The sequence below is a fragment of the Flavobacterium sp. CLA17 genome, assembly GCF_013112255.2.
GTDB classification, from domain to species: Bacteria; Bacteroidota; Bacteroidia; order Flavobacteriales; family Flavobacteriaceae; genus Flavobacterium; species Flavobacterium circumlabens.
In genome coordinates, this window is sequence record NZ_CP068294.1 from 1,586,446 (window position 1) to 1,612,203 (window position 25,758).

The following is a 25,758-nucleotide window of genomic DNA, read 5'->3' on the forward strand; positions in this document are numbered from 1 at the left end:
TCATGTTAGAATTAACACATAGAAATGTCCATAATTATTTTAAGATAAACGGATATCATCTCAACGCGGCAGATTTATGCCGTGTCGCTTACAGTTACATAAAAGAAGGAGATTCGAACGAACAGGCCATTGGTGAATTTCTATTGGACTGGTTCGATAATAAAGAATTCATCGAAATGAAAACGTCCGGAACAACCGGGCTACCCAAACTGGTTCGGCTGGAGAAACGCGCTATGATTCATTCTGCTCTGGCGACGGGAGATTTTTTTCTCTTAGAACCCGGAAATAAAGCCTTGTTATGTTTGCCGGTTCAATTTATAGCCGGGAAAATGATGTTGGTCAGAAGTATGATTTTAGGTCTTGATTTAGATGTAGTGGCTCCTAGTACCGCACCTTTAGCTCTGAATACAACGTTATACGATTTTGTAGCAATGGTTCCTTTGCAAGTTCAAAATTCAATTGAAGCTTTGAAAAATGTAAAGAAACTAATTGTAGGAGGTGCTAAAATGGATGCATCACTTGAGGAAAAAGTATTGCCTTTGAAAACCGAGGTTTACGAGACTTACGGAATGACCGAAACTATTACACATATTGCAGCCAGAAAAGTGGGAGAGAATGTTTTCACTGTTTTGCCGAATGTAGAAATAGCTCAGGACGACCGTGGATGTCTGGTAATTACCATTCCGGTTATTTCTGAAGATCCTGTTGTTACCAATGATCTGGTTGAGATTATAAGAGAAAATCAGTTTATTTTCTTAGGAAGAATTGATAACGTCATTAATAGTGGAGGGGTGAAGCTCATTCCGGAACAGATAGAAGCCAAACTGCTGGATAAAATTAAGGGAAGGTTTTTTGTAACCGGAATTCCGGATGCTGCTCTGGGTGAAAAACTGATTCTGGTTATTGAAGGTGAAAAACAAGATTTTGCAATCGACTTTTTTGATGGTTTGGGAAAGTATGAAAAACCAAAAGAAATTGTTTTTGTTCCGAAGTTCAAAGAAAACCAAAACGGAAAATTATTACGTAAAGGGAGTTTGGTTTAAAAAAAAATCCAAAGGTAAAAATCCCAAATTCCAATTAGTAAAAATTGGTATTTGGGATTTTTTATTTTTTGGAATTTAAGCTTGCTTATTCTTTAATTACAGCATCTTTACGTTCCAGTAAAGCCATATAAAATCCATCAAATCCTGATTCTGAGGCTAAAATTTTACGATCTTTTATGAAAGTAAATTGTTTTCCGATTTCAGTTTTTAAGAATTTTTCTACCTGTTCCTGATTTTCTGATGGTAAAACAGAACAAGTAGCGTATACTAATTTTCCGCCTGGTTTTACAATTTTAGAATAACTCTCTAAAACTTCTGCCTGAACTTTACGAATGTTATCAATAAATTCAGGTTGCAGTTTCCATTTCGCATCAGGGTTTCTTTTTAGAACTCCTAAACCGCTGCATGGCGCATCAATCAATACACGATCTGCTTTTTCATGTAGTTTCTTGATCACTTTTGTAGTGTCAATAATACGATATTCAATATTAAAAGCGCCATTTCTTTTTGCTCTTAATTTCAATTGTTTCAATTTGCTTTCGTACAGGTCCATTGCAATCAGTTGTCCTTTGTTTTCCATTAAAGAAGCAATGTGCAATGTTTTTCCTCCGGCTCCTGCGCAAGTATCCACAACGCGCATTCCTGGTTTTACATCAAGAAAACCGGCAACCAATTGTGAGTTTGCATCCTGAACTTCAAAAAGTCCCTGTTTAAAAGCATCCGTCAAAAATACGTTTGCTCTTTCTTTTAAAACTAAAGCTTCCGGCTGATCTTTTAAATATTCTGTTTCAATATTTAAATCCATCAGGGTGTTTCTCAGGTTTTCTTTGGTTCCTTTAAGTGTGTTGGTTCTTAAAATAACTTTTGCCGGCTGGTTTTGTGCAGCAATTTCTGTTGCCCAGACTTTTTCACCTAATTCTTTAACTCCCAATTCATCCATCCAGTCCGGGATAGATTCTTTAAGGGCTCTGATTTTAGAAAGTTCGTCAAAACGTCCTTTGATTTTTCTTTCCGGTGTTCCTTCCAATTGTCTCCAATCCGGAATTGGATATCCTCTTAAAACGGCCCAAACCGCAAACATTCTCCATAAATTGTCTCTGTCAAAAGGTTCTTTTACTTCGGCAATTTCTGCGTATAATCGTTTCCAACGAACAACTTCGTATATCGTTTCAGCAACAAACTTCCTGTCGGAACTTCCCCAACGTTTGTCTTTTTTTAATGCTCTTGCTACCACTTTGTCTGCATATTCTCCTTCATTGAAGATGGCATTTAAAGAATCGATGGTAGTATAAACTAAATTTCTGTGTAATCTCATTTTAATTATTTGAGTTGCAAAGGTACTATTAATTGATTGAAAGTTAAATTTTTAATTTTGATTGTTGTTTAGACTTTCATTAAAAAGAAAAAAAACACTCTAATAAAGTTTAAAAGAGTGTTTTCTGAATTTATTTTTGGAATAACTTTATTTTAGAATCCTTGTCAATCCAATATTTTCCGGAGCATGAAGCACCATCGGGAATTTCTCTATTTTTACGGAACTGCTGTCTAAACCAAAAGCTCTTTCTTCAGACAAACTTAATTTTTTGATAAAGAAATACGAGTTCATGATAATATTTTCATGCCATCTTAAGTCGTTATCATTAGAAAGGAACTTTTCAGATAATACAAATTTAAAGTCTCCGATAATATTATTTTTGTTTAATGACTCATAGCGGCTGGTAATATCCACTTCACCATTTTTTACCATATCCCTGATTACTTCACGGAACATCAGGTTTATTTTGGTAGGTTCTCTGAAACCTAAATTAAAATCGACTCTGTAAATATCGTCTTTTGCAATTTCAGTAACTTTATATTGTGTTTTATAAGGTTCCGTTAAAATATTCACGTGTACAAACCAGTAGATATCAGCTCTTTTTGGACGCTTTTGCAGGATCGAATACATAACTTTCTGCTCCAGTTCATCTACGCGGTTTGCATTGGTCATATAAACCAAATGGGTCGCATATTTTGGAATTGATAAGTCTTCGCTCAACTCCATCAATACTTTTTTATAATCGTCGATTTTGACAATTTTAGTATAGTTTTTATTGATTTTCTTGGCCAGATACCAGATTGTCATAATCGAAATTAAGACAGCTGCAATAATTAAAGTCACATAACCACCTTCAGCAAATTTGGTGACATTGGCAATCAAAAAGCTAAATTCAATTATCAGGTAAATGGTAATTAACGGCACCATGAAAAATAATTTAATACGTTTCATGATCAGGTAATAGTTAAGCAGAATGGTCGTCATGATCATACATAAAACAATTGCCAGACCATAGGCATGCTCCATGTTGCTTGATTTTTCAAAATGCAGAACAATTCCAACACAGCCAAAAAATAACAGCCAGTTGATGGACGGGATATACAATTGACCTTTTACTTCGGTCGGATATTTGATTTTAACTTTTGGCCAGAAATTAAGGCGCATTGCTTCATTTATCAAAGTAAAGGATCCGCTGATTAAAGCCTGTGATGCGATTACGGCTGCTAAAGTTGCAATAACAATTCCTACCGGCTGAAACCAGTCCGGCATGATAAGATAAAATGGATTGCCATTTTCTCCTCCTAAGGCTTTTAAAGTCTGTCCTTCATGATGGATCAAAAAGGCTGCCTGACCGAAATAGTTTAATACCAGGGTAAGTTTAACAAAAATCCAGCTTATTCTGATGTTTTTTCTTCCACAGTGTCCCATGTCTGAGTACAATGCTTCTGCTCCTGTTGTACACAAAAATACCAGTCCAAGAACAAAAAAGCCTTCAGGGTGTATCTGTAATAAATGATACGCATAATAAGGATTTAGGGCTTTAATAACTTCCGGATGATTAGAAATCTGAATAACTCCCAGAGTTCCTAACATGGTAAACCAGATTAGCATCATCGGAGCGAAGAATTTTCCAACCAATTTAGTTCCAAATTGCTGAATGGTAAAGAGAACAAATAAAATTCCGATAACAATCGGGATCGTATTAATTTCAGGATAGTAGGTTTTTATTCCTTCTACAGCCGATGAAACCGAAATTGGCGGCGTGATAATTCCATCTGCGAGCAGAGCACTACCTCCAATAATGGCCGGGACAATCAGCCAGGTTATCTTGGTTTTTTTGACTAATGCATATAATGCAAAAATACCACCTTCACCGTGATTATCTGCGCTTAGTGTAATAAGCACATATTTTATGGTAGTCTGTAATGTCAAGGTCCAGAAAACACATGAAATACCTCCTAAAACAATGTCAGCACTAATGATGTGTTCTCCAAGAATGGCTTTCATTACATATAATGGAGAAGTACCAATATCTCCATAAATAATCCCTAATGTGATTAGTAAACCTCCAATAGACAACTTACTGTGTAAGTTTTTATGCGCTGCGCTCATGTATGTTTTTATAAAAGACGGTTGCAAATTTACTGTTTTAAAATAAATTAGCGTCAATTAAAATTAAAAAGATAAAAAAAAGCACAATCGTAAAATTGTGCTTTGATTTTTATTAGATATTTAAGGAACAGAATTAACCTCTTCTGTTTCCTCCTCTTGACCCTGAGTTATTTTCTCTTTGTGGCTGACTGCCTCTTGATTCCTGGTTTACTCTTGGAGATTCAGCTCTTTGTGGTGCCTGTGCTCGCGAAGTGTTTCCTCTGTTTTCAGAACCGCCTCTGTTTTCAGGCATGCTTCTCGGCGCTTCTGTTCGTTGTACCGGAGCAGAAGTTCTGTTAGAATTCCCTCTGTTTTCTGAATAAACTCTTGAATTGTTTTCATTAGAATTTCTTCTCACTTCATTTCTCTGTGTATTTTCAACTCTTGCGGGCGTATTTACACTTGGGGAATTATCTCTACTTGGCGTTGTTGCACGGTTGGTGTTATTGTAATTTCTTTCTGAATTAGTTCTGTTAACAGTTGCGTTTCTGTTATCAGCATAGTTTCTGTCTGTACCGGTTGTTCTTCCTGAATTGTATCTGTTGGTATTGTTAACATTTTGATTTCTGCTGGATTCTCTGGTGGCAACACGTCTTTGGTCTAACTCATATCTGTTGCTGGTGTTTGCATGCCTTTGAGAAAAGCTATAATTAGGACGTCTTGTTTCATATCCGTAAGAGCGTCTTGTCTGATACAAAGCCGGAGCTCTGTAACTTCTTCTGGTATTTACGTAATTGTAATGGTTGTTTACGTTGATACAAACATTTATATTTCTTCTGTATCTGTAAATAGGATAAGGTCTCCAGGCTGTATAATAAGTAGGATAGTAGTTCCAGCCCCATGTAGAATAATAAGGTCTGTAGTTGGTTATCCAGAATGAAGTGTAAATGACCGGAGCTACATTGTAAACAGGCTCATAAATATAATTGTCCCCATACAAATAAGAGTTCCCTACCACCTGAACGACTACTTTGTTAGAGTTGTCTCTTTCAACATCAATTGTGGCGATATCCTGATACACATCGCGATCCAGAACTGCCTGTATGATTACAACGTGGGTTCTGTCTTCAACAGATTCAATTACACGCAGGTAGTCAACTTCGTTATCGTCATTTAAATCAAGGTTAGAGATCTGATATTTCGGATCATTCAATCGTCTTTCAAAATCCTGAAGATTGGCTGATTCTCCAAATATAGAAGCAACGGCCCTAAGGTCTAAGTTGTCGCTTATATCTGAATTTTTTGCATAAACAGTTGTTTGGCTTTGTGCCGGAACTGTACTAAAACCTAAGGCTAGTAATGCTATAAAAAGTAGTTTCGATTTCATGACAAATCATATTAAGATTAATATTGTGGGATATCCAATTACTGTGCCAGAAAAAAGAACAAAACATATTTTATATGTTATAATTAATTGTATTTTAGCATTAAAAAAAAGTAATTAATATGAAAAAAGTAATTTTATTTCTTGGTGCTTTTGTTTTGTTTGTGTCTTTTAAAACATTGAATAATAATGAAAAAAAGTTCGTAAACAATGGCTTCACCTCAGTGCAAATAGAAACTTTATTTCAGGATAAAATTAGCATCAGGGCCATTGCAATTGATAAAGATAAGATCTGGTATGGAGGCGATAATTCTCGTTTTGGATGGTATGATTTAGATAAAAAAGAAAAATTTGAAGATCATATTTACCGTGATACTTTAAAATTGGAATTCAGAAGTATTGCCCAGACTTCAAAAAATATTTTCTTATTGAGTGTGGCTAACCCTGCCTTGTTGTATCAGGTTTCCAAAAAGACGCAGAAAGTAAAATTAGTATACAAAGAAATTAATTCGAAAGTGTTTTACGACAGTATGCAATTCTGGAACGATAAAGAAGGTATTGCAATAGGCGATCCTACCGAAGATACTTTCTCGATCATTGTTACCCGCGACGGAGGTGAAACCTGGACGAAATTATTATCTGATAAATTGCCTACAAATGCCAAAGGAGAAGCCGCTTTTGCTGCCAGTAATTCAAATATAGTGATTAAAGGTGATGATACCTGGCTGGTTTCGGGAGGAAAAAAAGCACGTGTTTTTTATTCTTCTGATAAAGCAAAATCATGGAAAGTTATGGATACACCTATTGTTCAGGGAAAAACAATGACGGGTATTTTTACAGCTGACTTTTACGATTCCAAACGTGGATTTATTGCCGGTGGAGACTATGAACTTCCTGATATTAAAAAAGATAACAAAGCATTTACGAAAGATGGTGGGAAAACCTGGGAGCTGATAGGTCAGGATCAGGGTTTTGGGTATGCTTCCTGTATACAATATGTACCTGGAGGAAATGCCAAAGAATTGGTTTGCGTGGGTGCGTCAGGTATTCAGTATTCTGCAGACGGAGGAGCTTCCTGGAAAGAATTGTCGAATGATAATAAATTCTTTACCATTCGTTTTATCAATAAAAATACGGCAATTGCTGCGGGATTCAATAAATTAGCCAGATTGCATTTCAATTAAAATAATAAGAACCCTAAATAATAAAGTAAGTATTATTATGTAGGGTTCCTATCGCTGTTGTTTCTTGCGCTGTTAGTTTTTAACCGCCTTATCCCGATACTGCTTTAGTAATTTTCGGTTAAAATCATCTTCTGATTTTTTAAGTTTCAATATTTTTTTTGCCGAAAGAACTTTTTTAAGATTCAACATGTATTTTTCACGTAAAAGATATAATTCCTTATCTGTACTTTCTATTTGTGAAAGGAGTGCGGAAGCTTCTTTTTCTGAAATTGAATTAATGTTGTCATCATCCAGTTTACGCAGATAGGTTTTCATTTTATCATGACGCAATTCAAATTGCTTATCATCAAAAGCATTATAAATAGGCCAGAATTTTTCAGCTTCTGTAGAAGTAAGCTCAAGCTCAGTTGTTAAGAAAGAGACTTTGTAAGCTTTGATTTTTTCGCGTTTCTCATCTGTTTTGTCACTTTGTGCATAGAAAGAAAAACTAACTAAAAATAGAAGTAGCGGCAATATATTTTTGATTTTCATATTTTTAAGTTTTTGTTTTATTCTGAAATTAAATTTTCAATATTAGGATTTGAAGATAGAATGTCCTCAAGTGTTTCCTGTTCAAGGGCAACATTCTTATTAAGTGACTCAATATCTTTTGAGTCAAGCTGATTAATTAAATCATACTGATTCAGATTAGACTGATAAGTCAAATATGTTTCTAAGGTGTTTTCGTCCAGTTCTTTTGATGTATTGTTGTAATTATTTACTATTGGAATCATTAATGCAATAACAATTACAGCGGCAGCAAGCATTGTAAGAACCCTTTTGCGTTTATAAATAGGGATAACTTTTACTTCTTGTTCATTAATTTGCTCTAAAACTCTTTCCGAAAGAGCATTAAAATAATGCTCAGGGGTTTTAAATCCTGTTCTTATCTTCGGTTCATTTTCTAATTTAAATGCTTTCATAATGTCTATAAGATATGTTTTATAACAAAAGGTTTAATTTGACGTAACATATAATTCAATTTTTTTTACGGCATGATGGTAAGAGGCTTTCAGTGCGCCTACAGAAGTTCCAAGAATTTCTGAGATTTCTTCATATTTTAATTCCTCAAAATATTTCATCTTAAAGACCAATTGCTGTTTTTCGGGTAATGTTACTATCGCTTTCTGGAGTTTCAATTGTATCTCATCTCCGTCAAAATAGATATCGGCTCTTAAATTTTCGATTGTTTTATTCTGTAAAGCCTCAGATGTTAACCCGTTTAGTTTTGCTTTTTGGTTCAGAAAAGTCAGTGCTTCATTGGTTGCAATCCGATACATCCAGGAAAAAAGCTTACTTTCTCCCTTGAAGTTCTTTAAATATTGAAAAATTTTCACAAAAGTATTCTGCAGCACATCATCTGCATCGTCATGATTCAAAACAATGTTTCGGATATGAGAATACAATGGCCTTTGATAATCGGACAAGAGTCTTTGAAACGCCGTGTTCTGCGTTTTGGGATTTAATAATTGTGCTATAAATTCCTTCTCGTTTGTCAAACTTGTTGATTTATCTAGTTAGAATGAATTTAAAACAAAAGGTTTAATCTGCCTTTACTCTTTTTTAGAATTCAGACTCTTCTTGTTCTGCCGGTGGGGTTGTTGGCGGAGAAGCAGGTTTTTTTGGTTTTACAGTTGTATTCGGTTTTACAGTCGTTGTAGTTGTAGCAGGGGGAGTAGTGGTTTCTGTTTGCGGTGTGGAAACCGGAACATTCGCAACCGGAACTACTTTAGGTTTTACCGGAAAATAGATTTCGGTCATTAATTTAGATTGACTTTTTGTATCTAGTTTGCTTACGGTTAAGATTTCAAGATGTGACCAGCTTAAATCCGGAACTATTTTTTCGTTGTTTATAAAAGCCGTTGTTTTTGTAATTGCCTCGGCTGTATGGGAATAATCGCCAGTTAAGGTCGTTTTTACCGCTTCAAAACCATTTAGTTTTCCGGATAAAATATCACTTCCCGCGCTTATCGAAATGTCTTTATTTATAGGTAAACAGATCGAAATTTTGGCTAAACCGGTTGCTGTATTATAAGTATGATAAATGATAAATGGCTTTCCGCTGGTCTGTAAACCATTTGTCTCACTGAAATGTATCAGTTTCGGAATTACAACTCTGGCATTTTTATTTATCTTTTGAATTTCACTTGTAAAAGTCTGCCTGATATAAGGCGTTTCCGTTTTCTTTACAACACCATTGACTTTAATGGCGTATGTTTTAGTTTCGTAGTTTAGGTTTTTATCAATATTTACCAGGCTTTTTTCATAAACAGTTCCAATCACATTATCAGAACCGCCATTTAGGGCTGTGTATATTTTAAACATAAAACTCATCGTTCCTTTTGCCTTCCAGGTCACCTTTGTTTTACCGGCCAAAGTGTCTTTGAAGGTCCAGTTTACATCTGCCTGAGTTCCGTTGAAAGTCATTTTTTGATGAATGCTTTCTCCGTCTTTTGTTTTTAGCGTAAGCGAATTCCCTGTTCCTTCAGTGCCTTCCCATGAAAATGAGGCTCCGTTGCCAATTGTATTCGCCGGAAATGACATTTTCATCGTTGGATCTTCAATAGACCAGGATTCAAAATCTTCAAAATTTCTAAAATCATTTACGTAGTTATAGACCGTATTTCTTGGTGAATTGATTACTTTACTTCTTTCTATGGAAAAATCTCCTTTTTGAGTAGCTACAAAAACAGTAAGGGCAACTAAGCTTAGTAACGCTAAAAGAAACAGATATTTTAAAATCTTCATTGGGTAGGTTGTTTGGTGTCGTAAAGTTATAAATTTTATTACTAGTCTTGGGGGCGGTATTAAATATAAATAACAATTTTTGCTTATATTCTGATCAAATAGTGTTTAAATAAAAGAATTTTTGAAAATAGTAGGCAAATCTCCGGTGTTTATTTTTGATTTTTAAATATAAGCAAAAAATCGATACTTATCTTTTTAAAAATATTTTGATGACAAATAAGATCGCAATAAAAAGAAGGAAACCAATCAGTACTTTATAATTTCCCTTATAAAAAACTTTATGCAATGCCAGATCTTTTCGATAAGCAAATATCATTACGATTACAAATGCAATAAAAAAACAGAGTGCGAATATTAATTGTCCTTGACTAAACATAGTTGAAAATTATTTTTGACAAATTTAGAGAATTGTATAGGAATAGTTACTAATTTGGTAGTTCAATTAATTAAATAAAATCATGAAAAAGCAAATAGATGCAGTTAAGGAATTCCACACTGCTTTTAAAATAGGGCACAGCGAAACGCCGGTTGCAGATTTAGGCGAAACCAAAAAATACCTTCGCTATAATTTAATGAAAGAAGAAAATGAGGAATATCTGGATGCAGCTCAGAAAAATGATTTAGTTGAAATCGCTGATGCACTGGGAGATATGATGTATATTTTATGCGGAACTATTATTGAACACGGCTTGCAGGATAAAATCGAGGCTGTTTTTGATGAGATTCAGCGCAGTAATATGAGTAAATTGGGCGAAGACGGAAAACCAATTTACAGGGAAGACGGAAAAGTCATGAAAGGTCCGAATTATTTTAAACCGGATTTTTCGAAACTGTTATAAAAACAAAGCCCGACAAATTTTAAAAATCTGTCGGGCTTTTATATTTTAAAGGACTTTTATTTATTGAACTTTTACTGTCCAGCCAAAAGTATCTTCAGAAAGTTTGTTTTGAAGACTTGTTAGTTTTTCTTTTAAAAGAGAAGCATAAGAATTTTCAACCGGCGTCATTTCGTAATACGTATCCTGATAAGAGAATCCTTTAATTACACTGATAACCGCAGCAGTTCCGGCTCCAAAGATTTCTTTCAAAGTTCCGTTTTTAGCAGCTTCTACCAATTCTGAAACGATAACAGGACGAACGTCTACATTTAATCCTTCTTTTTCGGCCATAGCAATTAAACTTTTTCTGGTGATTCCGTCTAAAATTCTTTCACTTGTCGGAGCAGTCAGTAAAGTATCATTTATTCTGAAGAAAACGTTCATTGTACCCGCTTCTTCCAGTTTTGTATGTGTTGCATCATCTGTCCAGATCACTTGTTGAAATCCTTCTTTGTTGGCAAGATTAGTTGGGTAAAACTGCGCAGCATAGTTTCCGGCAGCTTTTGCAGCTCCGATTCCACCATTTGCAGCCCTGCTGTAATGTTCGGCAATAATTACTTTTACTTCGCCGGCATAATAAGATTGTGCAGGAGAAAGTAAAATCATGAATTTATATTCATCAGACGGGTTTGCCACAACACCTGCGCCGGTAGCAATCATAAACGGACGGATGTACATACTGCTTCCGTTTCCTCTCTTAATCCATTCCTGATCTAATTTCAGTAATTCATTCAAACCATCCATAAAAACATCTTCCGGAACTTCAGGCATTGCCATACGAACTGCAGAATTGTTAAAACGCTTGAAGTTTTCATCAGGTCTGAACAACCAAACATCATTGTTCTCATCTTTATAAGCTTTCATACCTTCGAAAATAGCCTGTCCGTAATGGAAGACTTTTGAAGAAGGGTCCATCAAAATAGGAGCATAGGGCTTAATGACAGGATTCTGCCACTGACCATTTTTAAAATCACATTCAAATAAATGGTCTGTAAAAACAGAGCCAAAGCTTAGGTTTTCAAAGTCAACTTCGCTTATTTTCGAAGAAGTAGCTTTTCTGATTTCAATTTTGCTTGTTTGAGTTGTACTCATAAGTATGTAAAGGTTTTATAGAATTTTCATTTCAATAGAAAAACTAAAGTAATGATCTGGTCTAAAATTGATTTTAATAAATGCAAAATTAAGTAAAAATATGTAATTTACTTAGTAAAACTGCATTAATTACCGCATTTGACTGAGATTTATTTATCTTATAACAAACTCAAAAAATTGGCACAGTTTTATAAAGAATTTATGAAAAAACCATCGATTTTTAAGGCTTTACGCATTTGTTTTGACTAAATTTGACTCCTAAATTAACTTGAAAACCAACGAAATCGTATCGTAAATTCTTAAAAAGGTGAAAAGAGAAATAATTAAAACGCTAGATGGCTCAACAACAATTCATTTGCAGGAATGGGATGAATGTTATCACTCTAAACACGGAGCAATTCAGGAAGCAAAACATGTATTTATTAAAAACGGACTTTCCTTATTTGAGCGTAATCCGGTTAGTATCCTGGAAATAGGTTTTGGTACCGGACTGAATGCTTTTATTACTTTTTTGGAGGGAGTTCAAAAACAACAAAAAATAAAGTATGTTGGAGTAGAAGCGTACCCGGTTGAAGCGAGGGAAGTTTTGGAAATGAATTATGTTGCTGAATTAGAAGCTGATGCCTACAAAGCTGTCTTTGCAAAAATGCATGAATGTGAATGGAATGAGGAAATCGCAATAAGTACCGGTTTTTCGTTAACGAAAAGGAAACAATTTTTTGATGAAATAAACGATTTTGAGATTTTTGATTTGATTTACTTTGACGCCTTCGGATACAGGGTGCAGCCGGAGCTGTGGAGCACTGAAATTTTTCAGAAAATGTACGATAGTTTAAAGCCTAATGGTGTTTTGGTAACTTACGCTGCAAGAGGCGTTGTTAAAAGAAGTATGATTGCTGTTGGATTTACCGTCGAAAAGCTGGCAGGTCCTCCGGGGAAAAGAGAAATGTTTCGGGCCTTTAAAAAGGTTTAAATGAGTTGTTTAGAATAATTCTAAATTGATTTATGTATATTAAGAAAACGTATTCGTTGCTAAAGTTTTTAAAAAAATAAGTTAAAATCAATGTTTATATGTCATATTTGTTTAAATTTGCTGCAAGTTTAAAAATAGAGATAACCCCCAATAATCTTATTTTATTATGTCAAAAATGATGTTTGATTACACGAAATCAATACTTGAGAGAGTTAGTTTCGACCCGATACTTTTCTGTAAAGAATTAGAGAAAGCTATCAAAACACTGTTACCGTACGAAATGGAACAATTACAAGAATGGTTATTAAATTTCATAATTGAGAAACCAGAATTAAAACAAAGTTTACTACTAATTAACGTATAAAAAAAGGAGCCAATTGCAATTGGCTCCTTTTTTATTTTTTTTGTAGCGGACTAATGATTTGAACATTCTGAAAAACAATTGCTCCTTTTACAACTCCGGCGATTGTAGATCTTAACGCGTCAATGATTTGCATTTTTAATTCGCTTTTAGGGTAAATTAAACTTACCTCGCGAGCAGGTTTTGGTTCCTTGAAGTTACGTAGTTTCAGTTTATCGGAATCTTTTAAGTCTAAAGTGTGCAAGTACGGAAGTAACGTTGTACCAAGGCCTTCGTCTGCTAATTTTATAAGAGTTTCAAAACTTCCGCTTTGAATCTGAAAATTATTCTGGTCGATATCAGTTCCATTTTTACATAAATTCAAAATCCCGTCCCTAAAACAATGTCCATCCTGTAAAAGCAGGATTTCATTCAGGTTTAAATCAGAAACCTCAATTTCTGTTTTCTCAAAACTGGCATGATGTTCCGGTATGTAAGCTACAAAAGGCTCGAAGTACAAAACAATTTCTTTGATTTTTTCGTCTTCTAACGGAGTGGCAGCAATCGCAGCATCCAAATGACCATTTTTTAATTTTGTTATAATTTCATCTGTATTTAACTCTTCGATAAGGAGTTTTACTTTTGGGTATTTTTTGATGAAATTGCTTAAAAACATAGGTAAAAGTGTCGGCATGATCGTCGGAATAATTCCCAAACGAAATTCTCCGCCAATAAACCCCTTTTGCTGTTCTACAATATCTTTAATTCTGTCTGCTTCGTTTACAATGTTTTTGGCCTGATTTACAATTTTATGTCCTATATCTGTAAGCTGAATTGGTTTTTTGCTCCTGTCAAAAATCAGGATGTTAAGTTCCTCTTCAATTTTCTGAATTTGCATACTTAACGTAGGCTGGGTTACAAAACATTTTTCCGCAGCAAGTGTGAAATTTTTATGTTCGGCAACAGCTAACACATATTGTAATTGAGTTATCGTCATGTTGATAGTATTTTTTGATGTAAAAATAAGAAAATATAATTTTTATTGATATAAAATTTAAGGAACTTGCTGTAGTTTTGTAGTAAATTAGTGTAAAAAACAAGATTATGAAAACAAATATTTTAGGATTACCGGTAAAAGAGTCAGAATTAGTAGTAAAAGAATTAAATATATTATTGTCCAATTTTCAGGTCTATTATCAAAACCTAAGAGGAATTCACTGGAATATCAGAGGAAAACGTTTCTTTGATCTTCATGTGAAATTCGAGGAATTATATACCGACGCACAACTAAAAATTGATATGATAGCCGAAAGAGTTTTAACCATCGGCGGAACACCGCTTCATACTTTCGAAGATTACATTAAAAACAATAAATTAGCCATTGGAAAAAATATCTCCAATGATGAAAAAGCAGTGCAGTTGATTGTACATTCGCTGTCTGATTTATTAAAAATTGAAAGAGAAATTCTGAAAAAATCAGATGAAATTAATGATGAAGGAACAAATTCGATGATGAGTGATTTTATTGCTGAGCAGGAGAAGACCATCTGGATGATGAACGCATGGTTAGAAGAAACATTGTAAGAATCTTATTCTTAATGAATTAAAATCAGAATGATGAAATTTTATCATTCTGATTTTTTATTAATGTTAAATTTGTATAAATTTTTTGGGCTTCAGGCTTTGATTTTATTAGTTTAACGCTATTTTTGACACAATGAAATTAATAGCTACCATATTATTATATATTTTTATTGCTTTTTTAGCGACACCAACTATTGTCACGGTAATAAAAAAAAGCAGTAATACGGCTGTAGCGTTTAGTTTTTCTGAAGAGGAGCAAGCGCACAAAGAACTTAAAGCAGCTGTTTTTGCAGCTATATTTCAGCATGAATTGGTTATGCCAGTTTTTAATGAGTCTAAAATCATATTATCAGGGAATATTGTAAAACTGGATAATATTTCCCCAAGCATTTTTGCTCCACCACCAAATTTGGCATAATACTTCCGATTATTTTAAACCGACTGTATTTATCGTAAATGCAGTCAGCTCTTTAATGTATCAATTCTTAGTATTGTATTATGACAAAAAAAATTAATCTTTTTGCCAACCTTAAATCTGATTTTGCTTCAGGTTTAGTGGTTTTCCTGGTAGCTCTTCCGTTGTGTTTAGGTATTGCAATGGCTTCAGGAGCTCCTTTGTTTTCCGGAATTATCGCAGGTGTTATTGGTGGTATCGTGGTAGGCTATTTGAGCCAGTCTCATATTAGTGTATCTGGACCAGCAGCTGGTCTGACAGCTATAATCTTAACAGCTATTACTGATTTTGGCGCTTTCGATGTGTTTTTACTGTCTGTTTTTATTGCTGGATTAATTCAGTTAGCATTAGGGTTTTTAAAAGCCGGAAGTATTTCAAATTATTTTCCAACCAATGTTATCGAAGGAATGCTGGCGGGTATCGGAATCATTATCATCTTAAAACAATTGCCACACGCTTTTGGTTACGATGCTGATTTTGAGGGTGATCAGGCTTTTATTCAAAACGATGGCAGTAATACTTTTTCGTTTCTGTTTGATCTCCTGAATCATATTCAGTTAGGTGCAGTGGTGATTTCCCTGGTTTCTTTGGTAATATTAATTTCATGGGATAAAATTTCGTTCTTAAAGAACTTAAAATTAGTTCCGGGAGCACTTATTGCGGTTATTGCGGGAGTAGTTCTAAACGAAATTTTCGTTTCCTCGGGAAGTTCACTGGCAATTGCAAAAGAACATTTGGTTTCTTTGCCGGTTCCGAAATCTTTTGATGAATTTAAGTCTATTTTAATTATGCCAAACTTTGGCGCGGTAACTAATCCGAAGGTTTGGGTTGTGGCAGTTACCATTGCCATTGTAGCTTCTATCGAGACTTTATTATGTATTGAAGCTGCTGACAGAATGGATGTTCAGAAACGTTATACCAATACCAATGTAGAGCTTAGAGCTCAGGGAATTGGTAATATTTTAAGTTCACTTTTAGGTGGTTTGCCAATGACTTCAGTTGTGGTTAGGTCTTCTGCAAATAACAATGCAGGAGCAAAATCTAAGATGTCGGCAATCATTCACGGGGTACTTTTACTGATCAGCGTTTTGTCTATACCGACAATTTTGAATAAAATTCCATTGGCAACTTTGGCCACTGTGCTGATTTTGGTTGGATATAAATTAGCAAAACCGGCAACATTTATACATTTCTGGCAAAAAGGAAAATACCAGTTCGTTCCTTTTATCGCCACTTTAGTATTTGTAGTAGCTACAGATTTACTTAAAGGTGTTGCTTTGGGAATTATCATCAGTATTATTTTCGTATTGAGAGGAAACTTAAAAAGAGCCTACAGTTTCAAAAAAGAAGAATACGAAGACGGAGATGTTATTCATATCGATTTAGCTCAGGAAGTTTCCTTTTTAAATAAAGCGGCTATTAAATCGACTCTGAGCGAAATTCCTGAAAATTCCAGAGTGATTATCAACGCGCATGACACCGAGTATATTGCACATGATGTTTTGGATTTAATTCGTGAGTTTAAAGAAACACGTGCTGTTGATGAAAATATAAAAGTAAAGCTTAAAGGTTTTAAGCAGGCATATCAGTTAGAAAACTCGCCAGAGACCAATAACCATGTGTCTATAGAGCATTATTATGATGTTGCTAAGAGAACATTGGTTAAAAAAGAGGTGATAAAGGACGATTTTGAAAAAAATTAAAAAATAATTAAGATATTTCTAAAGTTGAAAGAAGTATCAAAGACCAGATAATTTGAAGGCTGGGTTATCTATGATGTTTAATCCTTTAGAAATGCGATTCAAAAAATAAAAAAGAATGAGAGAGTTTTATAATAAATTATTAGAAAATAATAAAGAGTGGGTTGAAAAATCATTAGCATTAGACCCTAATTATTTTGAAGATTTAGCCAAAGGACAAACTCCGCCATTATTGTGGATTGGATGCTCTGACAGCCGTGTTCCTGCAAATGAAATTATCGGTGCTAAGCCGGGAGAAGTTTTTGTACACAGAAACATCGCCAATATGGTAGTGCACTCTGATATGAATATGCTGAGTGTTTTAGATTACGCGGTAAACGTACTAAAAGTAAAACACGTTATTGTTTGCGGACATTATGGTTGTGGTGGTGTGAAAGCAGCAATGGGTAACCAGTCTGTTGGAATTATCGATAACTGGATTCGCCATATTAAAGACGAATACCGTTTACACGATAAATATCTAAATTCAATTGCAGATGAGACGGAACGTTTTAATGCTTTTGTTGAAATTAATGCTAAAGAACAGGTGTACAACTTAGCCAAAACTTCAATTGTACAAGGTGCCTGGAAAAACGGTCAGGAACTAATGCTTCACGGATGGGTTTACGGTTTAAATTCAGGTTTTGTAACCGATTTGAATGTAAATATCAGTTCGAATGAAGAACTTGACGCAGTTTACCAATTAGATCTTTAAAATATATAAAAAAAAAATCGCCTCAATGGCGATTTTTTTTATTCGTTTTCGTCCAGATTTTCATTAAAAGCAGACGGTAATAAAGTTGGAATAAACTTAATTAAAATGGGAAGCAGTAAACTTCCGCCCGGAAGTAAAAATATAGTCAGCGACGGAATCGTTTTACAGATATCCAGCAATTGTTTTTTTACTTTTTTCTTTTCTTTGGCATCCAGATCTCTTGTTGTCGAATAGGCCAGCAGAATCATTAATTCCTTACTTTGAACAATTTCCTTAACTAATCGGTTTTTGTTTCTTACAATCAGTTTTACAACGGTGTGCGTCATCTGATCATAAAAGTGCTTGACCGGATTGGAATAATTAAAATACGGAATTTTCTTTTTATGGGTGGTAATAAAAGTGTGGGTCGTGTCAATACTCCTGGTTACAAAATCATCGGAAACGCCCATCATAGAACCTAAGGAATACAGAAAATAAGCTTCTTCGTTTTCGACAACACCATCACTCCACAACGCCATTCCGGCCATATCAATTAAATAATACTGTTCGAGTTTATTACTGAAATAATCCAGTTGTAAGGTTTCCAGGGTATCCACGGTAACTTTCGAAAATTTTGAATATCGTATAGAAGCTTCAAAAAGTTTAATCAGCAAATCGTCGTGCTGCGATTTAACTGTTTTTGTTTTTAAGGCAAGGGCCACAATGCCGAGAACCGTTTCTTCAATTCGCTTCAGATATTTTTCAGGAATTTCCGCGTGCGCTAAATACTGCCTGAAAGCCAAAACATCTATAAATAATAAAGCGTTGGTTACCAGATGCGAAAAGTTTTTACTAATAATACTGTCATTGGTCTGAACTCTCTGATCTATTATGTTTTCTAAAGATAAGGAAGGCTTGTCTTTTGGCAGCAAAATTTTAAACAGACTGAATCCTTCCGGACTCATTTCTTTGTAGAATTTTAAGACTTCAGCAATAAAATTGTTCGGTTCAGAGCTTCTTTTTTCTAAGCAAAAAACATTGTATAAGGCGTTTAAGAGTGCTACTTTCGAAATTTCAGTTTTAAACCAGCCTTTTATCGGAATAGGAATCTGGGAATCAATAGATATGATATGACCATAGATAAAGCCAGTTTCTCTAACTTTATAATAAAACGAATCTATGGTTTCAAAAGGTATCGCTTCTGAAAACTTTTGTTCACTAAAAAATTTATCTATCCAGCCTGATGCCGATGCGTTAATCATTTAATTTTTGGTTTGAGAATACAAAGCTATATCTTTTTCTGTTGTTAAGATTAGTTTTTAAATGAAATAACCACTACATTTTGTGAAATAGTGGTTATTGTCTTTTTTTATTTGATGATTCCGGCACAGGCAACCCTGCCACCTGCATTTCCAGTAGGCTGAGTAGTAAAGTCATCTGCTCCCTGATGTACGATTAAGCCTTTTCCTAACACATCTTTAGTTGCATCACCACAGCCAACACACCATTCGTCAGTAGTTAAAGTGATGGTTCCGTTTCCTTGCGCATCAGCGGTAAAGTTGCCTATATCACCTTTATGATATTCGGCTGAACCCCATTTTCCGTGTTTTTTAAAGGTAGGATTCCAGTGCCCGCCGGCAGAACTTCCGTCGGCTGCGGTGCAATCTGATTTTTCATGAATATGGATGGCGTGAACTCCCGGTTGTAAACCTGCCATTTTTGCAACAAAAGTTACTTTACCATTTTTCTCCGTAAAAGTTGCAGTTCCGCTTACGGTACTATTGCTTTTTGGTTCTAAATTTACCGTCAGGGTTTTGGCGTCATTTGATTTTGTACTGGTCTTACACCCAATAATTAAGGCTGTAAGTATAGCGAAAGAAAGAATTACTTTTTTCATCTGTGAGGCTTTTAAATTAAAGATTAAGTAAATTTAACATAAAAATACCGATATACTTGAAGCTAAAAGTTAAAAAAATCTAAAACTATTGGTTGTAATTTAATGTCATTTTGGGAATAGTACCCAAAAATATTGCTTAAATTCGTGTAGGTTTTTAATCAAAAATTTCCGAACTACAGTTTTTCAATTCATTAATAATTAAATGTTTAACGCTATGATGAAGAATGTTTTTATCCTTATTGTCTTAAGTACAGTTTTGATTTCGTGTAGTATTTTCAAATGTAAAAAAACAGACGCAGTTTCCAAGCTTGAAGGGAATTGGGAACTTACTTATATTACAGGCCCAAGAATTACTTTTGATGGTTTGTACCCGAATAAAAAGCCCACAATTAATTTTAATATGAAGGAGAATCAGGTTTCAGGAAATAATAGTTGTAACTCGTTTACGGGGAAACTTGTTGTAAACGGAAATAAAATTGATTTTACAGGGCCAATGGCTACAACGAAAATGATGTGTATTGATAACGGACAAGGCGATCAGGTTTTCATGAATACACTGCAAAAAATAACTTCTTATGATGTGACCGACAACGGTAAGACATTAAATCTTATTTCCGGTGATATTGCGATGATGCGATTTACAAAAAAATAGCATTCATTTTATAACCTGCTAAAAATATATTTTATGAAAGCTAAATCCCTTATTTTATTAGTGTTGTTTTGCTTTTTAAGTCTTTCTGTTTTCTCCCAGGAAAAATCTAAAAAAGAACTTAGAGCCGAAAAAGAGCTTCATGAACAGAAAGAAACCGAAGGTCTGATTAATTCGAAAAATTTTGTTTTTAATGCTGAAAAAGCAAATCCGTTAGGATACAGAATGATTATTCTCGATTACAATACGTACACTATAAAAGTTACGGAAGAGAATGTTGTATGTGATCTCCCGTATTTTGGACGTGCGTACAATGTAGCTTACGGATCATCTGATGGGGGAATGAAGTTTGAAGGGAAGCCGGAAAATATTACGATAGAAAAAAAGAAAAAAAGCTATAGCATAAAAATGATCGTAAAAGGTAAAGATGATGTCTACACTCTTTTGTTTTCTGTTTTTTTTGATGGCGGAACAAATGTGTCTGTTACCAGTAATAACAAGGCTTCAATTTCTTACGATGGTGAAATTAAAGCTCCAAAAGCAAAAATATAAATATAGTTTTCGACAAAAATAAAACGGTTGCGATTTTTAAAATCGCAACCGTTTTATTTTTTATTCAAATCAGTTTATTTGGCTGTTTTAACTTCATAGATGGCATTTACCATTCCGTTTTGAGGACTGTCTAAAGTAAGTTCCCAAAACATTATGCCGCCCAGTTTTTTAGATTTCACATATTCTGTTTTTGCTTTTATCGATTTAAGATCATCTGATGTCGCAAATGTTTTTGATCCTGAATTATACCAATAAGAGGCTTGTGCTTTTTCATCCCAAAAATATTTCCATCCGTTCGCTTCCGTATAAGTTGAAGCGAAATTTTTAAAATTAACCCCCTCAATATGTTCACCAGGCTGATATAAACCGTTGTTTACGTTTTCGACATTCTTCCATGTTCTGGAATAAAATGCACCGCCAATAATTAATTTTTCCCCCGGAACTCCTTGTTTTAATAAATAAGTAACCGCTCTGTCGGTTGATTCTTCGTTCGGATTTTTGCTATATAATGGTGTATGGTGTCCGGTAACTTTAGAATATCCGTTAACCAAATCGTAGCTCATAATGTTAATACGATTTACTAAAGGCGTAACCGTTTTCCAGTCTATGGATTCGTCAAGGTATTTTTGAAATCCTCCGGCAGCAAAACTCAATTCATATTTTTTACCTAAAGTAGAACGTAAGATTTTGATTAATTCTGTAAAATTACTTTTGTCAGCTGGTTGGAACAAATGCCCAGGAAGTCCTTCAATTGCCGGATATTCCCAATCTAGATCTAAACCGTCTACTTTAAAATAAGTACTCACTTCTTTTACCGATTTGGCAAAGGTCAATCGTCCTTCAGCGGTTGAAAATGCAGCAGAACAAGGCTCGCAGCCTCCCCAGCCACCCAATGATACAATAATTTTAAGCTGTGGGTTTTTAGCTTTCAAAGAAACTAAATGTTTAATGGTAGTAGAATCTTTAGGCGAATCAACGCTTAGTTTACCCTCTTTGAGATGACAGAAACTAAAAATAATCTGGTTTAGTTTACTTACTTCGTATTCGTTAATCAATTTATTATCTCCTGTGTAATAGGCGATAATATCCATTTCTTTATTTTTTTGTGCAAAGGTATTTGTGGTACACAGGCACAGAAAAAATAAGGCAATCAGGTTAATCTGTTTCATTTTTAAGCTTTTAGTTTTTTGAATTGCTAAATATAAAACATTAGAATTGAAAATTCACTATTGATTATGTATGATAAAGTCAGTTTTAATAAACATTTGTGAAATAAAGGGCAGGAGTTTTAAACCATGTAAGTGATGTAAGTTCATTTAAGAAGGAGGGGTAAATTCTGATTCCTTATCTACAGTTGTCCAACTTACAGAAAATAAATTACACGCATTTTTTAAAACCTGCTTTATATGTACTTACATCACTTATATGGTAAAAAATATAGTATGGTTTAAAAAAAAAGCAAAAATAAACCCGCACTGTTTCGGACAAGTGCGGGTTTAAACAAATTAAAAGCTAAAAACTATTTTTATATTAGAAGCAGTATTCGTTCTCTGCCACTAATTTAGAAGTAATAACCTCTCTTAAGGCTACTACATTTGGATTGTTTGTATATTTTGTAAAACGTTTTAATCCCATTAACATCATACGTTGCTCGTCACCTTCAGCAAAAGAAATAATTCCTTCTTTTCCTCTTGAGTTTACGATGTCTACCGCTTTATACAAGTATAATTTTGCCATTGCAATTTGCTCCTGTACTTTAGCTTCACCTTGGTTTTTGGCTAATTTCTCCGTTCTAAGAATAGTACTTTCTGCCATATACACTTCTATTAAGATATCAGAAGCAGCCATTAATAACTGTTGGTGAGAATCTAAATCCGGTCCGTATTTCTGAACGGCGCTTCCTGCAACCATTAAGAAAACTTTTTTCAGGTTAGCGATAATTCCTTTTTCTTCAGCGAATAATTCAGAGAAATCAGGAGTATCAAAAGATGGAATTCCCATTAATTCTTCAGAAACTTTCATAGCCGGTCCTAATAAATCAACATGACCTTTCATTGCCTTTTTGATTAACATTCCCACAGAAAGCATTCTGTTAATTTCGTTTGTTCCTTCGTAGATTCTTGCGATACGGGCATCTCTCCAGGCACTTTCCATTGGAGTGTCTTCAGAGAATCCCATTCCGCCAAAAATCTGAATTCCTTCATCAGCACAAGATTGAACGTCTTCAGAAACAGCTACTTTCAAAATAGAACATTCGATAGCATATTCTTCCACACCTTTCAATTCAGCTTCCTGATGAGAAGTTCCTTCTGCTTCACGGGCAGCGATTCTGTCTTCGATATCTTTTGCAGCACGGTAAGAAGCACTTTCTCCGGCGTATGCATTCGTTGCCATTTCAGCTAATTTAGAACGGATCGCTCCGAAAGATGAAATTGCAGTGTTAAACTGAATTCTTTCGTTAGCATATTTTACAGCATTTGTAGTCACTCTTCGTTGTGCATCTAAACAGGCAGCTGCCAGTTTAATACGACCAACATTCAAAGCATTCATAGCGATTTTGAAACCGTTTCCTCTTTCAGACAACATGTTTTCAACAGGAACTTTAGTATCGTTGAAGAAAACCTGACGAGTAGAAGAAGCACGGATTCCTAGTTTATGCTCTTCTTCATTCATAGAAATTCCGTTAGACGGATCGTTTTCTACGATGAAACCTGTAATGTTTTTATCATCACCAATACGGGCAAAAACGATAAAAACGCTGCAGAAACCTGCATTCGAAATCCACATTTTTTGTCCTGTAATTTTATAATGTGTTCCGTCTTCCGATAAAACAGCTTTTGTTTTTCCTGAGTTGGCATCAGATCCCGCGCCTGGTTCCGTTAAGCAATAAGCTCCAAACCATTCTCCTGAAGCTAATTTAGGAACGTATTTTTTCTTTTGTTCTTCAGATCCATAAAGCGTAATTGGCATTGTCCCGATTCCGGTATGTGCTCCAAATGCAGTTGAGAAAGATCCTGTAGCACCCGAAATGTAATCGCAAACTAACATCGTAGATACAAATCCCATTCCTAATCCGCCGTATTCTTCAGGAACAGCAACTCCTAAAAGTCCCAATTCACCCGCTTTACGCATAGAAGCTTCTGTATACGCATAATCTTTCTTCTCGAAACGATCTTTATGCGCCCATAATTCTTTGTCTACGAACTCTTTTACAGAGTCACGCATCATTAATTGCTCTTCCGAAAAATCTTCTGGTGTAAAGACATCTTCGCACTTTGTTTCTTTAACTAAAAACTGACCACCACGGGTTACGTTTTTTTCGATTGTATCTGCCATTGCTTTTGTTTTTGTATGTTTTTTTATTTATAGTAATATTTCCTCAATCTTGTCATTTCGACGAAGGAGAAATCTCCGCGACGATTATCCGCATAGTTTGTCAATCTTTGTCGATTTACTTACGGAGATTTCTCCTTCGTCGAAATGACAAACTGAACGCATACTTTATCTATAGTACTTCGTAGATTCCTGCACTTCCCTGTCCAGTCCCCACACACATCGAAACAATTCCGTATTTGCTGCCTCTGCGTTTCATTTCGTCGAATAACTGAACAGAAAGTTTAGCACCTGTACATCCCAGAGGGTGACCTAAAGCGATAGCGCCGCCGTTTACGTTTACGATATCCGGATTTAAACCTAACTCGCGAATTACAGCCAGAGACTGAGAAGCAAAAGCCTCGTTTAATTCCACTAAGTCAATGTCTTTCAATTCTAAACCAGCTTGTTTTAAGGCTTTTGGAATTGCTTTTACAGGACCGATCCCCATGATTCTTGGCTCAACACCGGAAGAAGCAAAGTTTACCAGTCTTGCAATTGGCTCCAGGTTTAATTCTTTCACCATATCCTCGCTCATGATTAAAACAAAAGCAGCACCGTCACTCATTTGAGATGAGTTACCGGCAGTTACGCTTCCGTCTGCAGCAAAAACAGGTTTCAAACCTGCCAATGCAGCAACAGAAGTTCCGGCTCTTGGACCTTCGTCTTGTTTTACTACGTATGATTTCGTTTCTTTTTTACCGTTTTCGTTGATGAAAGTCTGATCAACAGTAATCGGAACGATTTGTTTGTCGAATTTCCCTTCAGCCTGAGCTTTTAAAGCTTTCATATGCGAGTTGTAAGCAAATTCATCCTGATCTTCTCTCGAGATTTTGTATTGGTTGGCAACCGCTTCAGCAGTTAAACCCATTCCCCAGTAGTAATCTTCGTGACCTGCAGCGGCAACTTTATAATCCGGAGTTGGTTTGTAACCTCCCATCGGAATAAAACTCATACTTTCTGCTCCACCGGCAATGATACAATCTGCCATTCCTGATTGGATTTTAGCCGTTGCCATTCCGATAGTTTCTAATCCGGAAGCACAGTAACGGTTTACAGTAACGCCGGGAACATCATCTACTTTTAATCCCATCAAAGAGATCAAACGTCCAACGTTAAGTCCTTGTTCTGCTTCCGGCATGGCATTTCCTACCATTACGTCATCAATACGTTTTTTGTCAAAATCAGGCAGTTCATCCATCATAAACTGAATGGTCTCTGCAGCTAATTCATCAGGTCTTTTAAATCTAAAAACTCCTTTTGGTGCTTTCCCTACCGCTGTACGATAAGCTTTTACTATATATGCTGTTTTCATAAATGATTGTATTAAGATTGGAGAATTAAGTATTAAGATTTTCCAATTGTTTTGTTGATTTTATCTTTTAGTGATCTTTGAAATGAAAAATTCATATTTGAAACCTCTACTAATTGATTAATAGTGGGTTGAATTAGATCTTCACCTACAAGCTTAAGTCTTTTAGCAAGTATTAATTGAGTTATTAATTCAAAAGTTGAACCATTTGCAATTCCTAGAAAATGCATAAATTCTTTATCTGAATTTCTCCCAGAACCTTCAGCAATATTTGAAGGAATTGAAACGGCACATTTTTTTATTTGATGAATTAAATTGAATTTCTCGTCATTGGGTAACAATGAAGAAATCTCATAAACATGAACCGCAATATCCATTGCTTTCTGCCAAATCTTTAATTTTTCAAACTGGTGCATTT

General features: G+C 34.9%; 27 protein-coding genes. 11 read left to right on the forward strand and 16 right to left on the reverse strand.

All coding sequences use genetic code 11. The annotated features are described in order from the left end of the window. Nucleotides 1-2: 2 nt before the first annotated feature. A complete protein-coding gene (locus HAV12_RS07010) occupies nt 3-1,043 on the forward strand; it encodes an AMP-binding protein (RefSeq protein WP_171569024.1) in 1,041 nt (346 codons plus the stop codon). An 85-nt stretch (nt 1,044-1,128) separates the two neighbouring features. On the opposite strand, the gene HAV12_RS07015 is transcribed toward HAV12_RS07010, so the two are convergent. From HAV12_RS07015 to HAV12_RS07025, 3 genes are all read right to left on the reverse strand, one after another. Beyond that, nucleotides 1,129-2,358, reverse strand: a complete 1,230-nt coding sequence (locus HAV12_RS07015) for an RsmB/NOP family class I SAM-dependent RNA methyltransferase (RefSeq protein WP_132034660.1) — start codon at nt 2,356-2,358, stop codon at nt 1,129-1,131. Between the two features lie 147 nt (nt 2,359-2,505). Further along, the gene (locus HAV12_RS07020) at nt 2,506-4,470 is read right to left on the reverse strand and encodes a KUP/HAK/KT family potassium transporter (RefSeq protein ID WP_132034662.1); all 1,965 of its coding nucleotides are present in this window, start codon (nt 4,468-4,470) and stop codon (nt 2,506-2,508) included. Between the two features lie 133 nt (nt 4,471-4,603). Further along, complete coding sequence (locus HAV12_RS07025) at nt 4,604-5,836, reverse strand: hypothetical protein (RefSeq protein ID WP_171569025.1); 1,233 nt, start codon at nt 5,834-5,836, stop codon at nt 4,604-4,606. Nucleotides 5,837-5,955: 119 nt separating this feature from the next. Between HAV12_RS07025 and HAV12_RS07030 the strand changes: the two genes are divergently transcribed. After that, nucleotides 5,956-7,017, forward strand: coding sequence for an oxidoreductase (locus tag HAV12_RS07030; protein WP_171569026.1), 1,062 nt, complete (start codon nt 5,956-5,958; stop codon nt 7,015-7,017). Nucleotides 7,018-7,089: 72 nt separating this feature from the next. On the opposite strand, the gene HAV12_RS07035 is transcribed toward HAV12_RS07030, so the two are convergent. The 5 genes from HAV12_RS07035 to HAV12_RS22895 all read right to left on the reverse strand — a co-directional run bounded on the left by HAV12_RS07035 (nt 7,090) and on the right by HAV12_RS22895 (nt 10,180). Next, nucleotides 7,090-7,548 carry a sensor of ECF-type sigma factor gene (locus HAV12_RS07035; protein WP_171569027.1) on the reverse strand — a complete coding sequence of 153 codons (459 nt, stop codon included), beginning with the start codon at nt 7,546-7,548 and terminating at the stop codon, nt 7,090-7,092. A gap of 17 nt (nt 7,549-7,565) precedes the next feature. After that, nucleotides 7,566-7,979 (reverse strand): hypothetical protein, encoded by a 414-nt coding sequence (locus HAV12_RS07040; protein ID WP_171569028.1) that lies wholly within the window; start codon nt 7,977-7,979, stop codon nt 7,566-7,568. A 33-nt stretch (nt 7,980-8,012) separates the two neighbouring features. Further along, nucleotides 8,013-8,555 (reverse strand): RNA polymerase sigma factor, encoded by a 543-nt coding sequence (locus tag HAV12_RS07045; protein ID WP_171569029.1) that lies wholly within the window; start codon nt 8,553-8,555, stop codon nt 8,013-8,015. 64 nt (nt 8,556-8,619) lie between these two features. Continuing rightward, nucleotides 8,620-9,804, reverse strand: coding sequence for a transcriptional regulator (locus tag HAV12_RS07050; protein ID WP_171569030.1), 1,185 nt, complete (start codon nt 9,802-9,804; stop codon nt 8,620-8,622). Nucleotides 9,805-9,991: 187 nt separating this feature from the next. Beyond that, entirely contained in the window at nt 9,992-10,180 is a 189-nt protein-coding gene (locus HAV12_RS22895) for a hypothetical protein (protein WP_132034675.1), read from the reverse strand. A gap of 82 nt (nt 10,181-10,262) precedes the next feature. Between HAV12_RS22895 and HAV12_RS07055 the strand changes: the two genes are divergently transcribed. Further along, complete coding sequence (locus HAV12_RS07055) at nt 10,263-10,643, forward strand: nucleoside triphosphate pyrophosphohydrolase family protein (protein WP_132034676.1); 381 nt, start codon at nt 10,263-10,265, stop codon at nt 10,641-10,643. Nucleotides 10,644-10,703: 60 nt separating this feature from the next. On the opposite strand, the gene HAV12_RS07060 is transcribed toward HAV12_RS07055, so the two are convergent. Beyond that, the gene (locus HAV12_RS07060; RefSeq protein ID WP_171569031.1) at nt 10,704-11,774 is read right to left on the reverse strand and encodes a branched-chain amino acid aminotransferase; all 1,071 of its coding nucleotides are present in this window, start codon (nt 11,772-11,774) and stop codon (nt 10,704-10,706) included. A gap of 307 nt (nt 11,775-12,081) precedes the next feature. Here HAV12_RS07060 and mnmD point away from each other — a divergent pair, with 307 nt between their 5' ends. Both mnmD and HAV12_RS22900 read left to right on the forward strand, forming a co-directional pair. Beyond that, the gene (mnmD, locus tag HAV12_RS07065) at nt 12,082-12,747 is read left to right on the forward strand and encodes a tRNA (5-methylaminomethyl-2-thiouridine)(34)-methyltransferase MnmD (protein ID WP_171569032.1); all 666 of its coding nucleotides are present in this window, start codon (nt 12,082-12,084) and stop codon (nt 12,745-12,747) included. 166 nt (nt 12,748-12,913) lie between these two features. After that, a complete protein-coding gene (locus tag HAV12_RS22900; RefSeq protein ID WP_132034682.1) occupies nt 12,914-13,111 on the forward strand; it encodes a hypothetical protein in 198 nt (65 codons plus the stop codon). Between the two features lie 31 nt (nt 13,112-13,142). Here HAV12_RS22900 and HAV12_RS07070 read toward each other — a convergent pair whose 3' ends face one another. Beyond that, nucleotides 13,143-14,084, reverse strand: a complete 942-nt coding sequence (locus tag HAV12_RS07070; RefSeq protein WP_132034684.1) for a LysR substrate-binding domain-containing protein — start codon at nt 14,082-14,084, stop codon at nt 13,143-13,145. Nucleotides 14,085-14,191: 107 nt separating this feature from the next. Here HAV12_RS07070 and HAV12_RS07075 point away from each other — a divergent pair, with 107 nt between their 5' ends. The 4 genes from HAV12_RS07075 to can all read left to right on the forward strand — a co-directional run bounded on the left by HAV12_RS07075 (nt 14,192) and on the right by can (nt 17,579). Beyond that, nucleotides 14,192-14,671: a Dps family protein gene (locus tag HAV12_RS07075; protein ID WP_171569033.1), complete on the forward strand. Its 480-nt coding sequence runs from the start codon at nt 14,192-14,194 to the stop codon at nt 14,669-14,671. A gap of 133 nt (nt 14,672-14,804) precedes the next feature. Next, nucleotides 14,805-15,089 carry a hypothetical protein gene (locus HAV12_RS07080; protein ID WP_171569034.1) on the forward strand — a complete coding sequence of 95 codons (285 nt, stop codon included), beginning with the start codon at nt 14,805-14,807 and terminating at the stop codon, nt 15,087-15,089. A gap of 80 nt (nt 15,090-15,169) precedes the next feature. Beyond that, nucleotides 15,170-16,828 (forward strand): SulP family inorganic anion transporter, encoded by a 1,659-nt coding sequence (locus HAV12_RS07085; RefSeq protein WP_171569035.1) that lies wholly within the window; start codon nt 15,170-15,172, stop codon nt 16,826-16,828. A gap of 115 nt (nt 16,829-16,943) precedes the next feature. Beyond that, a complete protein-coding gene (gene can, locus HAV12_RS07090) occupies nt 16,944-17,579 on the forward strand; it encodes a carbonate dehydratase (protein WP_171569036.1) in 636 nt (211 codons plus the stop codon). A 38-nt stretch (nt 17,580-17,617) separates the two neighbouring features. Here the strand turns inward: can and HAV12_RS07095 are convergent, their stop codons facing one another. Both HAV12_RS07095 and HAV12_RS07100 read right to left on the reverse strand, forming a co-directional pair. Continuing rightward, nucleotides 17,618-18,820 carry an LETM1-related biofilm-associated protein gene (locus HAV12_RS07095; RefSeq protein WP_171569037.1) on the reverse strand — a complete coding sequence of 401 codons (1,203 nt, stop codon included), beginning with the start codon at nt 18,818-18,820 and terminating at the stop codon, nt 17,618-17,620. A gap of 107 nt (nt 18,821-18,927) precedes the next feature. Continuing rightward, nucleotides 18,928-19,455 (reverse strand): superoxide dismutase family protein, encoded by a 528-nt coding sequence (locus HAV12_RS07100; protein ID WP_171569038.1) that lies wholly within the window; start codon nt 19,453-19,455, stop codon nt 18,928-18,930. Between the two features lie 214 nt (nt 19,456-19,669). Here HAV12_RS07100 and HAV12_RS07105 point away from each other — a divergent pair, with 214 nt between their 5' ends. Together HAV12_RS07105 and HAV12_RS07110 are read left to right on the forward strand one after the other, a co-directional pair. After that, entirely contained in the window at nt 19,670-20,107 is a 438-nt protein-coding gene (locus HAV12_RS07105) for an META domain-containing protein (protein ID WP_171569039.1), read from the forward strand. A gap of 33 nt (nt 20,108-20,140) precedes the next feature. After that, nucleotides 20,141-20,656 (forward strand): DUF4251 domain-containing protein, encoded by a 516-nt coding sequence (locus tag HAV12_RS07110; protein ID WP_171569040.1) that lies wholly within the window; start codon nt 20,141-20,143, stop codon nt 20,654-20,656. 74 nt (nt 20,657-20,730) lie between these two features. Here the strand turns inward: HAV12_RS07110 and HAV12_RS07115 are convergent, their stop codons facing one another. The 4 genes from HAV12_RS07115 to HAV12_RS07130 all read right to left on the reverse strand — a co-directional run bounded on the left by HAV12_RS07115 (nt 20,731) and on the right by HAV12_RS07130 (nt 25,756). Next, the gene (locus tag HAV12_RS07115; RefSeq protein WP_171569041.1) at nt 20,731-21,825 is read right to left on the reverse strand and encodes a glycoside hydrolase family 18 protein; all 1,095 of its coding nucleotides are present in this window, start codon (nt 21,823-21,825) and stop codon (nt 20,731-20,733) included. A gap of 361 nt (nt 21,826-22,186) precedes the next feature. After that, a complete protein-coding gene (locus HAV12_RS07120) occupies nt 22,187-23,992 on the reverse strand; it encodes an acyl-CoA dehydrogenase family protein (protein WP_132034704.1) in 1,806 nt (601 codons plus the stop codon). A gap of 169 nt (nt 23,993-24,161) precedes the next feature. Continuing rightward, nucleotides 24,162-25,343, reverse strand: a complete 1,182-nt coding sequence (locus tag HAV12_RS07125; protein ID WP_171569042.1) for an acetyl-CoA C-acyltransferase — start codon at nt 25,341-25,343, stop codon at nt 24,162-24,164. A 32-nt stretch (nt 25,344-25,375) separates the two neighbouring features. Continuing rightward, nucleotides 25,376-25,756, reverse strand: coding sequence for a four helix bundle protein (locus tag HAV12_RS07130; RefSeq protein WP_132034706.1), 381 nt, complete (start codon nt 25,754-25,756; stop codon nt 25,376-25,378). Between the last annotated feature and the right edge of the window lie 2 nt (nt 25,757-25,758).